This is a genomic window from Cupriavidus sp. FW306-01-F10A, from assembly GCF_058782785.1.
The window spans coordinates 27,531-40,886 of record NZ_JBYSYA010000020.1 but is presented as its reverse complement, the minus strand read 5'-3'; the positions used below and the strand labels follow the sequence as shown (position 1 = coordinate 40,886).

At 67.7% G+C, this 13,356-nt stretch carries 14 protein-coding genes; 5 read left to right on the top strand and 9 right to left on the bottom strand.

The window, feature by feature from the left end:
* Positions 1-8: 8 nt before the first annotated feature.
* On the bottom strand, positions 9-527 hold the full coding sequence (gene uraD / locus AC3WLF_RS24005) for a 2-oxo-4-hydroxy-4-carboxy-5-ureidoimidazoline decarboxylase (RefSeq protein WP_492318654.1): 519 nt from the start codon (positions 525-527) through the stop codon (positions 9-11).
* Between the two features lie 124 nt (positions 528-651).
* Positions 652-1,596, bottom strand: coding sequence for a LysR family transcriptional regulator (locus AC3WLF_RS24000; RefSeq protein ID WP_492318655.1), 945 nt, complete (start codon positions 1,594-1,596; stop codon positions 652-654).
* Positions 1,597-1,986: 390 nt separating this feature from the next.
* Between AC3WLF_RS24000 and AC3WLF_RS23995 the strand changes: the two genes are divergently transcribed.
* The 3 genes from AC3WLF_RS23995 to uraH (AC3WLF_RS23985) are packed head-to-tail and all read left to right on the top strand — an operon-like array spanning position 1,987 to position 4,214.
* The gene (locus AC3WLF_RS23995; protein ID WP_492351711.1) at positions 1,987-3,336 is read left to right on the top strand and encodes an MFS transporter; all 1,350 of its coding nucleotides are present in this window, start codon (positions 1,987-1,989) and stop codon (positions 3,334-3,336) included.
* A gap of 1 nt (position 3,337) precedes the next feature.
* Positions 3,338-3,847: a hydroxyisourate hydrolase gene (gene uraH / locus AC3WLF_RS23990; protein WP_340526673.1), complete on the top strand. Its 510-nt coding sequence runs from the start codon at positions 3,338-3,340 to the stop codon at positions 3,845-3,847.
* Between the two features lie 31 nt (positions 3,848-3,878).
* Positions 3,879-4,214, top strand: coding sequence for a hydroxyisourate hydrolase (uraH, locus tag AC3WLF_RS23985; protein ID WP_011616942.1), 336 nt, complete (start codon positions 3,879-3,881; stop codon positions 4,212-4,214).
* A 66-nt stretch (positions 4,215-4,280) separates the two neighbouring features.
* Here the strand turns inward: uraH (AC3WLF_RS23985) and AC3WLF_RS23980 are convergent, their stop codons facing one another.
* A complete protein-coding gene (locus tag AC3WLF_RS23980; RefSeq protein WP_492318657.1) occupies positions 4,281-4,727 on the bottom strand; it encodes a winged helix-turn-helix transcriptional regulator in 447 nt (148 codons plus the stop codon).
* 103 nt (positions 4,728-4,830) lie between these two features.
* Here AC3WLF_RS23980 and AC3WLF_RS23975 point away from each other — a divergent pair, with 103 nt between their 5' ends.
* Entirely contained in the window at positions 4,831-6,087 is a 1,257-nt protein-coding gene (locus AC3WLF_RS23975; RefSeq protein WP_492318658.1) for an MFS transporter, read from the top strand.
* A gap of 42 nt (positions 6,088-6,129) precedes the next feature.
* On the opposite strand, the gene AC3WLF_RS23970 is transcribed toward AC3WLF_RS23975, so the two are convergent.
* The 6 genes from AC3WLF_RS23970 to AC3WLF_RS23945 are packed head-to-tail and all read right to left on the bottom strand — an operon-like array spanning position 6,130 to position 12,611.
* Entirely contained in the window at positions 6,130-7,116 is a 987-nt protein-coding gene (locus tag AC3WLF_RS23970; RefSeq protein WP_492318659.1) for a Bug family tripartite tricarboxylate transporter substrate binding protein, read from the bottom strand.
* Positions 7,117-7,176: 60 nt separating this feature from the next.
* Entirely contained in the window at positions 7,177-7,938 is a 762-nt protein-coding gene (locus tag AC3WLF_RS23965; RefSeq protein ID WP_492318660.1) for a cupin domain-containing protein, read from the bottom strand.
* 14 nt (positions 7,939-7,952) lie between these two features.
* Positions 7,953-8,780 (bottom strand): GntR family transcriptional regulator, encoded by an 828-nt coding sequence (locus AC3WLF_RS23960; RefSeq protein WP_492358924.1) that lies wholly within the window; start codon positions 8,778-8,780, stop codon positions 7,953-7,955.
* Positions 8,777-10,567, bottom strand: a complete 1,791-nt coding sequence (locus AC3WLF_RS23955) for an acyclic terpene utilization AtuA family protein (protein WP_492358923.1) — start codon at positions 10,565-10,567, stop codon at positions 8,777-8,779. The genes AC3WLF_RS23960 and AC3WLF_RS23955 overlap by 4 nt, the downstream gene beginning before the upstream one ends.
* 23 nt (positions 10,568-10,590) lie before the next feature.
* Positions 10,591-11,358: an enoyl-CoA hydratase/isomerase family protein gene (locus AC3WLF_RS23950; RefSeq protein WP_492356166.1), complete on the bottom strand. Its 768-nt coding sequence runs from the start codon at positions 11,356-11,358 to the stop codon at positions 10,591-10,593.
* 2 nt (positions 11,359-11,360) lie between these two features.
* Positions 11,361-12,611, bottom strand: a complete 1,251-nt coding sequence (locus AC3WLF_RS23945) for a CaiB/BaiF CoA transferase family protein (protein WP_492358922.1) — start codon at positions 12,609-12,611, stop codon at positions 11,361-11,363.
* A gap of 147 nt (positions 12,612-12,758) precedes the next feature.
* Between AC3WLF_RS23945 and AC3WLF_RS23940 the strand changes: the two genes are divergently transcribed.
* Entirely contained in the window at positions 12,759-13,352 is a 594-nt protein-coding gene (locus tag AC3WLF_RS23940) for a hypothetical protein (protein WP_316154142.1), read from the top strand.
* Positions 13,353-13,356: the final 4 nt, after the last annotated feature.

The window sequence follows — 13,356 nt, the reverse complement described above, 5'->3', positions numbered from 1 at the left end:
CGCTGGACTCAACCGGCCAGCCGCGCCGCCAGCCGCCCGCGCGTGATCGCGGCGATCTGTGCCAGCGCTTCGTCAAGCTCCTGCTGCGTGCTGCGGCCAAGCCGGCGCTCGAACGCGGCGAAGATGCCTTCGCGGGTGTAGTGGCGCACGCAGATGATGAACGGGAAGCCGTGGCGCGCCTGGTAGTCAGCGTTGAGCTGGTCCAGCGTGGCCTCTTGCTGCGCCGACATCGCATCCAGGCCGGCGCTCTTCTGCTCGGCGTTGGAATCGGCCGTCATCGTGCCCGCGCGGATATTGCGTGCCGACAACTGCGGGTGCAGGTTCAGGAAATCACGCTGGCGCGGCTCGTCGAGCTTGCGCACCACGTCCATCATGGCGCCATGCAGCGCCGTTGCCGATGCGAACGGCCGCTGCGCCCAGGCGCCCTCGGCGGCCTGCGGAAAGTGTTCGAACACGCTGCCGAAGGCATCGGCAAAGGCCGCTTCGTCCAGGGCGTTGACCGACGCCAGGTCGAGTGGTTGAGACATGGATGCTTCTCCCGTAGGGATCCCGCGCATGGGGAATCGTTGGATACGGGGCCGAGTATAGGAACGGCCCGCCGCAGCGGCGAGAGCCCGCGCCCTATAGATCCCATAACAGAAACCGATACCGCTAGCGGCGCATATCGCGCAGGTCGCGCAGCTCCTGCGAGGCGGCGGTCAGCATGCCGCGCAGCCAGACATGCGCGGCCGAGCGGTGGCGCGACGGATGCCACAGCTGGTAGAAGCGCATGAACGGGAACTCGATCGGCGGCTCCAGCACCGCAAGCGGCACATGCTGCGCATGATAGTTGGCGAAGTGGCGCGCGGTGGTCAGGATCAGGTCGGTGCCGGGGATCAGGCTGGGCGCCAGGTTGAAGTAGGGACAGCTGACGCGGTTGTCCCGGTGCACGCGCATGGTGCTCAGCCCGGCATCGACCAGGCCGCGCTGGTCGCGCGAATACGGCGTGGGCACGATATGCGAGGCGCCCAGGTAGGTTTGGGCCGTAAACTTGCCGGGCTGCGCATGCACGCTGTCCTGCGCCACCACGCACACCACCTCGTCTTCCAGCAGCACCGACAGGTGCAGGTGCTCAGGCGGGTTGGGCCAGTTGCCGATCACGATGTCGACCGTACCCGCAGACAGCGCCTGCTCGTAATCGAAGGTGGCCCCCAGCGGCAGCGCCGACAGCCGCGCGTGCGGCGCCGCACGCCGCACCGCGCGCACCACGTGCGCGAAGAACGGCGGCGCCAGGTAGTCAGGCATGGCCACCACGAAGCTCTGCTCGGTGGAGGCGGGATCGAAGCGCTCGTCCGAGACCAGCAGGTTGTCCAGCGCGCTGAGCGCGGCCTGGGCATTGCGCGCCAGCTGCAGCGCGCGCTCGGTCGGCACCATCACGTTCTTCTCGCGCGTGAGCAGCGGGTCGTTGAAGATCGCGCGCAGGCGCTTGAGCGCGGCGCTGATGGCCGGCTGCGACTGGTTCAGGCGGATCGCCGTGCGCGACACGCTCTGCTCGGCGATCAGGATGCACAGCACGCGCAGCAGGTAGGTATCGAACGGGTCGTCGGCGCGAATCATGTTGGGTCCGTGGCAGCAAAAGTGGAGGCCTGGCGGGTGCGGCCGCCGCCGCTCCGGGCGGCAACGCCATGCCGGGCAATGGCAACTTTGTAGCGTGTCGCGCACCGCACGGCAACCGGTACAACCCGGACGAGCCTGCCCGGCGCGCGTGCGCGCACCCCCGAAAACGCTCTGACTAGGGTAATCCATAGGTACGCCGAAGGTCCGCCCCGTCTCCCGCAAACCCGCGCCACACAAGGGATTGCAGCCCATATCGGCGCTGCTATGGGGCCTATACCAGCCCCCTCGTTTCGCATTGGCGGGCCATTCATATACTTGCTCCCAACCCGGCGGACGGCATGCACCGCCGCCAAGCAAGACCTGGCAGAACACGACAAGACAGGAGACATCATGTCGATCACGAAACAAGGCATCCCGGTATTCGCCGGCACCGCCGACGACGCCGAGGACAGCGTCTACCGCAAGGTAACCTGGCGCCTGCTGCCCTTCCTTGGGGTGCTGTGGGTACTGGCCTGGCTGGACCGGGTCAACATCGGCTTCGCCAAGCTGCAGATGCTGGACGCGCTGCAGTTCAGCGAGGCCGTGTACGGGCTGGGCGCGGGCATCTTCTTCCTTGGCTACTTCTTCTTCGAAGTGCCGTCGAACATGCTGCTGCAGAAGATCGGCGCCAAGAAGACGATCATGCGCATCACCATCTGCTGGGGCGTGATCTGCATGCTGCAGAGCTTTGTCACCACGCCCACGCAGTTCTACATCCTGCGCTTCCTGCTGGGCGCGTTCGAAGCCGGCTTCTACCCGGGCGTGATCCTGTACCTGACCTACTGGTATCCGTCGCAGCGCCGCGCGCGCGCCTTCGGCACCTTCATGTCCGCCTCGGCCATCGCCGGCGTGCTGGGCGGCCCGCTGGCCGGCTGGATCATGACCGGCATGGCTGGCGTGAACGGCATGCACGGCTGGCAGTGGCTGTTCATCCTGGAAGGCATCCCGTCGGTGCTGGCCGGCATCTTTGCCTGGTTCTACATGACCGACAAGCCGGAGCAGGCGCGCTGGCTCTCCGACGACGACAAGCGCGTGCTGCAGGACGCCCTCAAGCGCGACAACGCCGCCCTGGGCGAGCGCGGCCACGACTGGCGCACGCTCTTCACCAACCCCAAGGTGTGGCTGCTGATCGCGATCTTCTTCTGCCTGCTGTGCGCCAACTCGACGCTGACCTTCTGGATCCCGACCATCATCAAGGACGTGGGCTTCACCACGCCGATGGCGGTGGGCTGGATCGCGGCCGTGGCCTACCTGTGCGGCGCCGCCGGCATGATCCTCAACGGCGCGCATTCCGACCGCCGCAACGAAGTGCGCTGGCACTTCAGCGGCGCGGCGCTGGTCGGTGGCGGTGCCATGGCCGTGCTGGCCGTGCTGCTGGGCGCGCAGGTGCTGTCGCCGGTGATCGCACTGCTGGCCATGACTGCCGCGCTGGTCGGCACCATGAGCGCCATCCCCGTGTTCTGGCAGCTGCCCAACCGCTACCTGGCAGGCAGCGCCGCCGCGGTGGGCGTGGCCCTGATCAACTCGGTGGCCAACCTGGCCGGCTTTGGCGCGCCTTATGTGATGGGGCTGGTCAAGAACACCACCGGCAAGCTCACCTCCGGCCTGTACCTGGTGGCGGCGATCGAGGTGCTGGCCGCGGTGCTGGTGCTGATTGGCATCCGCAAGCTGGGCGGCAAGCACGGCAAGCAAGGGGCCTGACATGGACGACCATAGCTTCGATCCCACCCGCCGGCGCTTCGCGCTGCAATCGATGACGCTGGGCGGCGGCGCGCTGCTGGCCGGCGCCAGCTGGGGCGCAACGCCCGATGCGGCGGCCCCCAACCAGACCGCAGCACCGGTGCAGCAAGGCGGCCTGAGCCCGCGCCTGACGCTGCACGCGCTGGACACCTATCACGGCACGCCCGCGGCCGGCATGCGCGTGGAGATGTTCCGCATCGACAATGGCCAGCGCACGCCGCTGCAGACCGTCACGCTGGCCGCCAACGGCCGCAGCGAACCGCCGCTGCTGATCGGCGACAGCTACCGCACCGGCACCTACGAACTGATCCTGCACGCGGACGAGTACTTTGCCGCGCGCAAGGCCAGCCTGCCGCAACCCTCCTTCCTGTCGAAGATCCCGCTGCGCCTGCGCGTCACCGACGCCAGCCAGCGCATCCACCTGCCCGTGCTGTTCGGGCCGTGGAGCTACAACTACTACCGCGGCAGCTGACGCCGCGGCCCTACCCGGAGACAAACGCATCATGGCAGGCATCAGCACACATGTGCTCGACGTATCCCTGGGCCGCCCCGTGGCCGGCATGCAGGTCGAACTGTTCGACGTCGCCACCCAGCCGCCACGGCTGATCGCGCGCACCCGCACCAACCACGACGGCCGCACCGACACGCCGATGCTGCCGCCGGCCCAGGCGCGCACCGGCGAGTTCGAGCTGCGCTTCTGGGTGGCGGACTACTTCCGCACCCCCGACGTGTTCGCCGACATCGTTCCCGTGCGCTTTACCATCGCGGACGCCGCGCAGCACTACCATGTGCCGTTGCTGTGTTCGCCGTGGAGCTTCGGGACGTATCGGGGCAGCTAAAGGCAAGAACCATGTCGCCCGTGCTGGAAAGCGGGCGACTGTTGACGACCTCATCACCGCCCGCCCCTAGCGCGGCTTGCGCACTTCCGCTTCCCCCGGCAAGAGCACATCACCGTCGCTGGTCCGGGGCATCATCAACGGCACCGGCTTCCCGGTCCGCTTTTCCACCATCTGCGAGCGCCGCTCGCCCCGCGCAAACAGATGGTGTTCGCCCCATTGGCGCAAGGCCAATACGATGGGGAACAGGCTCTCTCCCTTCTTCGTCAGCACATACTCGTGATACGCACTGCCATCGGAAGCCGGCTGCGTCGTCAGGATGCCGGCTTCCACCAGCCGGCGCAGGCGGTCGGACAGGATGTTGCGCGCGACCGCCAGGCTGCGCTGGAAGTCGCTGAAGCGGCGCATGCCGTCGAAGGCATCGCGCACGATCATCAGCGACCAGCGCTCGCCGACCAGCTCCAGGGTGCGCGCGACGGGGCAGGTTTCATCGCCCGGGTCTTTGCGGGTGGCCATGTCTTGGTTGCCTTGGGGCTGTGCAGCCCGTCAATGTAGTTGCATTTTAAAACCAGTAGGCTTACGCTTCAACTGGTTTTATTTTGCAACCACATGGACTGGTATGGAAACCTCCCCCGCTACGCCGGTGACGGCACCGCCTCCGACTTGCCCTGCGGCACCGCGCGCGAACCTGCCGCGCGGCGCCGTGCTGCTGTTCGCCTGCGCCAGCGGCCTGAGCGTTGCCAATGTCTATTACGCCCAGCCGCTGCTGGATGCGCTGATGGCGGATTTCTCCATCAGCGCCGGGGCCATCGGCGGCGTGGTCACCGCCACCCAGCTTGGCTGTGCCCTGGCACTGCTGTTGCTGGTGCCGCTGGGCGACCTTGTGCAACGCCGCCGCCTGATGCTGGCACAGGTGCTTGCCCTGGCCGGCGCGCTGGCTGCCGTGGCACTGGCGCCGTCCGTTGCTGTGCTGCTGGCGGGGATGCTCCTGACCGGCTTGCTCGGCACCGCCATGACCCAGGGACTTGTCGCCTATGCGGCCGCGGCAGCAGGGCCGCATGAACGCGGGCACGTGGTCGGCACCGCGCAGAGCGGCGTCTTCATCGGACTGCTGCTGGCGCGTGTGGTTGCCGGCGGCGTCAGCGACATGGCCGGGTGGCGCAACGTCTATGTCTGCGCCGCAGCGGCGATGCTGGTGCTTGCGTGGCTGCTATGGCGTGCGCTGCCAGTGGTGGCCAGCGCCGGCCAGCGGATGCGCTATGCCAGCCTGGTCGCATCGATGTTCCTGCTGCTGCGCCGCGACCGGGTCTTGCAGATCCGGGGAACGATCGCGCTACTGATGTTCGCGGCGTTCAACATCCTGTGGAGCGCCCTGGTATTGCCGCTGAGCGCTCCGCCCTACGGGCTGTCGCATACCGCCATCGGCGCTTTCGGGCTGGTTGGCGCGGTGGGTGCCCTGGCGGCCGCGCGTGCGGGACGCTGGGCGGACCAGGGCTTCGGGCAGCGGACCACGCTCGCGGCACTGGTGCTGCTGGTGGCGGCCTGGCTTCCGCTGTCGTGGCTGGAGACATCGCTGTGGCCGCTGGCCATTGGCATCGTGCTGCTCGACCTGGGGGGCCAGGCCATCCACGTCACCAACCAGAGCATGATCTTCCGCACCGATCCCGCGGCGCACAGCCGGCTGGTCGGCGCGTACATGCTGTTCTACGCGGCGGGCAGCGGGCTGGGCGCCATTGCCACCACGGCGGTCTATGACGCCGCCGGCTGGCGGGGCGTCTGCGTGCTGGGCGCCGTGGTCAGCTTGCTGGCACTCGTGTTCTGGGCCGCCACCCGCCGCTTCATGCCGGCGCAAGCCGCGCAAGCGCATAAGGTGTAGGGCCTGCAGGGAACGTTCCGCGCATCAATGCCCCCCTCTGCGTCACTCGGGCTCGATTCCCGCTGCCTTGATCACCTTGGCCCATTTCAGGGTCTCGCTGCGGACAAAGGCGGCCAGTTCCTCGGGCGTCGACGGCGCAGGCTGGCCTCCGGTGCGGGCAAAGTAGTCGGTGGCAGCCGGGCCGGTCAGGCCATTGCGCATCAGTTCGCTCATGCGGTCCACTACGGGCTTTGGCGTTCCGGCCGGGAAGAAGGCCGCCGACCATGCCACCATCTCATAGCCGGGCAGGCCGCTCTCCGCCATCGTCGGGACATCCTTGAGCACCGGATTGCGCTGCGCGGTGGTCACCGCGACCGCGCGCAGCTTGCCGCCCTGGATCAGCGTCATGGCCGGCGATATATCGGAGATCATGAAATCGACCTGGTGCCCCATCAGGTCGGTCAGGGCCAGCGGCACCCCCTTGTAAGGCACGTGCAGCGCCTGCACGCCGGCCAGCATTTTGTAGAGTTCGCTGGCGATGCGGGTCGACGAACTGCCGCTGGCAAACGTCAGCGCGCCATTTTTTGCCTTGGCCAGCGCGGTCAGGTCTGCCAGCGTGCGTACCGGACTGTCGGGCGGCACCACCAATACCAGCCCGCTCTTGGCGATCAGCGATGCCGGGGCGAAATCCTTGATCGGATCATAGGGCAGCTTCTTGAACAAGGACGCATTGGCTGCATGCGTGGTGTTGGTCGTCACCAGCATGGTGTAGCCGTCGCCGGTAGCGCCGGCTACAGCCTTGGCGGCAATGAAGCCGTTGGCGCCCGGGCGGTTGTCCACCACCACCGGCTTGCCCGTCTGCGCGGTGATCCGCTCGCCGACGAAGCGCGCGCTGCTGTCGGTGCCGCTGCCCGCGGGAAACGGCACGATGACGCGGACTGCCTTGTCGGGATATTGGCTGGCGTCCGCGGCCTGCGCCGTCCCGGCTGCGACCGCGGCCAGCGGCAACAGCAGCCCGATGGCCATATTGCGCATGCATGGATGAATCATGCTTTGTCTCCTCGTGCCTTTGGCATCTGTTGATGGTTCGGACCCTGGCGCGGGCCGGGTTCAGGGCACCGCGTCGTGCGCCCGCACCAGGATGGCCTCGCACGGGCCACCCTGCGCCGCAAAGCTGAAAGTGCCGCCCTCCGGCACAAAGACCCAGTCCCCCGGCTTCGCTGAGAAGCGCTGGCCGTTGATCTCGCCGCAGACCGAACCCGACTGCAGGAACAGCACCTGCTCCGTTGCCGCCACCGCGTGCGCTTCGGCGCCGCCCGTGGCTTCCAGTTCCAGTGCGCGGATATCCAGGTGCCGGGCGCCGACCGTGTCGCGCGTAATCACGGGCCTTGCACGCACGCGATGGTAGTGAGGCAGGCTTTGCGCCGCCTCATGCGCCGGCACCTCGCGCAGGCTGTCCGCCTGCGCGCGGCAGCGGGGGTCATCCGCTGCGCTGGCGACCACGGCGGCGTTCGGGTTTTCACTGTACGGCGGCGCGTACACCACCATGACCCGCACCGGCTCGTCGCTGACGACCTCGAAGCGGTGGAATACCCCCATCGGATTGAAACCCCAGTCGCCCGCACGCAAGGTGCGCGCCCTGCCGGCGACCTCGCCGATGCCCTCGCCTGCCAGCAGGTAGGACGCCTGCTCCAGGTTGGGATGCGCATGGGGCAAGGCGCCATGGCCGCGAGAAATCGTGCCCAACAGCACCTCGATGCGCCGCGCCCCGACTGTCTCCTTGCCGATCACGCGCTGGTTGGCGGTTCCGGTATGGTTTGCCGGGGAATAGGCGGGCACATCGGCGGCGCGCCTTACGAATTGCGATGTCATGCGTTGTCTCCTGTTTAGTCCTCTTGTCGGGGAGCAGCTTTCGGCACGGCCAGTTCGGGATAACGATCGGTCAGCTGCGCGGGCATCTCCACGTCGAGGATGAAGCGGTCGCCTCGGTACCAGAACCGGCCTGCCGTGAGCACGTTGCCGTCGACATCCAGCGTGGTACGGACAATGCGCGCGACTGGTGCCGCAAAGGCATAGTCCAGGTCGCGCGCCAGCATGGCGTCGGCCGGCTCCACGGTCATGGTCTGGCGCATCGTGCCAAGCCGGTCGCCCAGCTGCTCCCGCAGCAAGTGGGCAATCTTGTGATGCTTCTCACCGCCGCGCGGGAACCTGGCGAACACCGCTTCGGCCACGTACAGCTCGATCAGGCAGAACGGCATCCCGTCATGCACATGCAGCTTGCGCAGCATCACATAGCGGTCCATTGGCGCGCCGCAGGTGGCAAGCCCGGGCGGCAGGGCCATATCCTTGTGCTTTTCCAGGATGCGGATCTCGAGGTCGCTGGCGCCGACCGAGACATCATTGATGGCCGAACGCATGCCTTCGCCCGGGCCGGACGGCACCATGATGACGTGCGTGCCCCGCCCGCGCTGGCTGCTGATCAGCCCCTCCTCGGTCAGCAAGGCAAAGGCCTGCCGCACGGTGACCTTGGCAATGCCGTACGCCTGCGCGAGGTGCTCCACCGTGGGCAGCTGGTGCCCGACCGGATACTCGCCGGCGACGATCTTGTGGCGCAGCACGCTTGCCAGCTGCCGGTAGCGGGTCACGCCGCCGGCGCTGTCGTCGGCCAGCGCGATGCCGTCATTGGCTGCGACACTTGCGGTGGCGCGCGTCATGACAGCAGGCTCCGCGGCACGCGCACCGGCATCGTCAGCAGGATCTGGGCCATTCCCTTGCCAAGCGGATCATTGCGCAGCGATGCCATGCCGCCGCCATCGAGCGCCGACTCGCAGACGAAGTTCATCGCGTCGAAGCCCGGCAGGTCAAAGCGCGACACCGGCCCCAGCACCAGGTGGCCCAGCCAGTCAGCCACCCGCGCGGCCGTGACCTCGGCGCGCAGCAGCGCGAGGTATTCCGGCCGGCGCGCAATCAGGCCGATATTGGAGATATCGCCCTTGTCGCCGCTGCGCCCGTAGGCAAGCCGGACCAAAGGGACTTCAATGCTGTCGCCACCGGCGGGGCTGGCGGCGGCACCCTGCGCCTGCGCCGTCGCGCGGGCGGCGGCGTCCGTCGCTGCGTGCCCGGCCGGGATGGCAACGGCAGTCCGCACGCCATCCATGACCACCGCCGGCGACAGCGCGCCCTTGTCCAGCAGGAAGGCGTATTGCCGGATCGATGGCGACGGGCTCGCGCGTCCGCCGCCCGATCCCGTGGTGCCCGGCGACCAGCTCGTGCCGGCTGCCGCGATTTCGCGCGCGAACAGTTCAAGGGCCGCCTTCTCGGAATGCATGACCGCAAGCCGCATGATCGCCTCGCGGGTATGGCGCGCCGCGGCGTGTGGCCCGAAGCAGGATTCGGCGCCCAGCACTTCGACCCGGGTGCGGGTGTAGTCGCCCCATCCGTTTTCCGCGAAGAGCCTGCGCGTGCGGGCCAGGATGGCCTCGGCCGTGCGCTCGGCCTTGGCCACGGCGTCAATGCCGACGATGGTCAGCTGGGCATTGCAGCGGAAGCCATCCATATAGGTGGCGCTGACCTTGTAGCAGTGGCCCGGCGCACGCCCACGTGCGCCGCGCACCTCGACCAGGTCCGGCCCGGCCTGGCGCAGCGTCACTTGCGTGAAATCGCAGGTCACGTCCGGCAACAGATAGGCCGAAGGGTCGCCGATCTCATACAGCACTTGCTCGCCGACCGTGGCAACAGTGACCAGCCCGCCCGTCGCGGGTGGCTTGCCCACCAGGAAGCTGCCGTCCGCCCGGCACGCCACCACCGGATAGCCGATGCCCGGCCAGTCCGGCACCTGCTCCCAGTCGGTATGCAGCCCGCCTGTCGCCTGGCAGCCGCACTCGATGATGTGGCCGGCCAGGCTGCCCTGCGCCAGCCGGTCATAATCGTCCGCCTGCCAGCCGAACTCATGCATCAGCACGCCCAGGGTCACCGCGCTGTCCACGCAGCGGCCGGTAATGACGATCTGCGCGCCCTGGTCCAGCGCCTTGCTGACCGGCAGCGCGCCGAGATAGGCATTGGCGCTGACCAGCTGGTCCGGCAGCGGCAAGCCCTTCTGCATGTCGGTGATGCCTGCCTGGCGCAGCGACGCCACCATCGGCATGACATCATCGCCCTCCACCACCGCGATGCGCACGGCAATGCCCTGCTCGGCGGCGATCGCCGCCAGCGCCTGCGCGCAGCCCCGCGGATTGATGCCGCCGGCATTGCTGACCACGCGGATGTTGCGCTCAACGATCTCCCGCAACAGGCTCTTCATCGTCACCGTCACGAAGTCGGTGGCGTAGCCAAGCTCCGGCTTGCGCAGGCGTGCCGAGGCCAGCACGGACATGGTCAGCTCCGCCAGGTAGTCGAACACCAGGTAGTCGATATCGCCGTGACGCACCAGTTGCGGCGCGCCCACGCTGCTGTCGCCCCAGAAGCCGGACGCGCCGCCGATGCGCACTGTCTTGTCATGCATGGTCCTGTCTCCTTGCCTTTGGCTTACTTGCCGGTCCAGTTCGGCTTGCGCTTTTCGCGGAAGGCGAGCTGGCCCTCGCGCGCGTCCTCGGTCATGGCGAACAAGCCGATCTGGCTTTCCGTGAACGCCATCGACTGCTCGAAGGACATCGCATCGATATGCTTGAGGGTATAGAGCCCACGCCGGATCGCCGCGGGCGACTTGTCGAGCAGCCGGCCCAGCAGCCAGTCAAGCTTGCCATCCAGGTCCGCACTGACGTGGTTGACCAGCCCTGCCGCCAGCGCTTCCTGCGCGGTCAGCGGCTCGCCGCAGAGGCAGAGCTCATTGAGCACGCGCCGCGGCACCAGCTGCTGCAGCACGCTCAGCACCTGCGCCGGGAACACGCCCACCTTGACCTCGGGCAGGCCGAACACGGCCCGCTCGCTGGCCACCGCCATGTCGCACATGGCCATCAGCCCCATGCCACCCGCCATGCAGGCGCCGTTGACGCGAGCGATCAGCGGGACGTTGGAGCGCCGCGCCTGGCGCAGCAGGTCGGCAAGCCGCTGGCCCGGCTCCGAATAGTCGAACGCAAAGGACTTGCCGCTCTGCAGGTCGGCGCCCGCGCAAAAGGCCTGGTCCCCGGCCCCGGTGATGACCACGGCGCGGATGGCCTCGTCATGGCTGGCACGATCGATTCCCGCGTGCAGCCCGTCCAGCACCGCCGGATTGATCGCGTTGCGGCGCTCGGGCCGGTTGATGGTCAGCCAGAGGACCGCGCCGCGGACTTCGCTCAGGAGTTCTTCGTTCATGTTCAGGCCTCGCTTGCCGTGCCGGTCGCATGCGCCGATGCCTGGCGCGGTTCGCGCGATGCGCCGGATGCCATCAGGCTGTCGATGTCGGCCTCGTTGTAGCCGGCCTCGCGCAGCACCTCGCGGCTATGCTCGCCCAGGGCCGGGGCATGACGGCGCTGCGATGGCGGCGTGCCGTGCCATTCGCTGGGCACTGCCATTTCGCGGATGCGGCCCACCGCCGGGTGGTCGGTTTCGCTGAAGAAGCCGATGTCATTCAGGTGCGGATCATCGAGCAGCGATTCAAAGGTGTGCATCGGGAACACCGGAATATCCGCCTCCTTCAGCAGCACCTGCCATTCCTCCGTGGTCCGCCTGGCCAGTTCGTCGCTGACCATGCCGTAGAGCTCGGTGATGTGCGCCGTCCGGGTGGTGATGTCCGCGAAGCGCGGATCGGTGTCGTACAGGCCGGGCTTGCCGATCACCCTCAGGAAGGCACGCCAGTGATGGTCGTGATAGATCAGGCAGCAGACATGGCCGTCGCGGGTCCGGTAGGGCCGGCGCTCGGGAGACAGCAGGCGCGGATAGCCAAATCCGCCCTTGGCTGGCACGAAGGTCTCGCCATAGAGATGGTCGCCCATCACGTAAGGCACCATGGTTTCGAACATCGGCACATCGACGCGCTGGCCGCGGCCGGTGCTCGCCCGCGCGTAGAGCGCGGCACAGATCACGCCGAAGGCATAGAGCCCGACGGAACGGTCGGCAATGGTCAGCGGGAGATAGCGCGGAATGTCGCCGGTGCCCATGGCGACCGCCTGGGGCAGCCCGGTGGCTGCCTGGATCAGGTCGTCGAACGCCGCCTGCGGGGCATAGCGTCCGCGCTGCGAGAAGCCGAACATGCCGACATAGACCAGGCGCGGATTGATCTGCGCCAGCGTCTCGTAGTCCAGGCCGAGCCGCTGCATCGCCTGGGGCCGGACGTTGTAGGCCAGCACGTCCGCATCCGCCACCAGGTGCAGCAGCGCCTCGCGCCCCTGCGGCGACTTCAGGTCCAGAACGATGCTGCGCTTGTTGCGGTTCAGCCCCAGGAAAAGCGGCCCCATCTTCTCATTGCCGCAAGGTCCGATGCCACGGGTGCTGTCGCCCGTGGGCGGCTCCACCTTGATCACATCCGCGCCGAGGTCGCCCATCATCTGCGTGGCCGAGGGGCCCATGAACACGGCCGTGATGTCCACAACCTTGACGCCAGCCAGCGCTCCAGTCCTTGTCTCCATCCTTGCTCCTGTCTTACTTCTATAGTTCTATGAATAGAACTATATGACAAGCAGCCCGGCGGTGCAAGGGCCACGGGCAGACGTGGAGATGCATGGCAGGAGGCAAGAAAGCCGTAGAATCCCCGGCTGACAACTTCCCTCAAGACCGTGAAAGCACTTTCCCGCCTGAACCTGAAGCAGGTCGCCCTGCTCTGCGCCACCCTGCTGGCATCTGTTTCGATCCATGCCGCATCCCCTGCCCAACCTGACGCAGCCAGCAACACCGCGGCGCCGCTGGGACTGGAGCTGGGCAAGGCCAGGTGCTCTCGCCTGGCGCCGCCGCAGAATCACGCCAGGACCGGCAAGTCCGAGTGGGCCGGTGGCGACGCCGTTGAGCTCAGGCACCTGGAGCGCTTCCACCTCCCGGGCCTGACGCGCGTGATCCTGAACTGCGACGCGCAGGACACCGTGGCGCTGATCACGATGACATTCGAGCGCACGGCCCTGGATGAGGTGCGCAAGAAGCTCGACGAACGCTATGCGCCCCTGCGCAAGACTGAAGGCGCGGCGGAGAATGGCTACGCCGAGTGGGCCGCCGCCAATGGCAGCCTGGAATTGCTCTATGGGCGCGACAGCAAGCACTTCACCGTGGCGTACTGGGCCAGGGGCGCGAAGGCGAGGTACTTCTCATATAGCGGCACTGACAACAAGAAGCCCGCCGCGGCCACGCCTGCCAGCCAGCCCCAGCCTGCGCCGCTGTGACGGG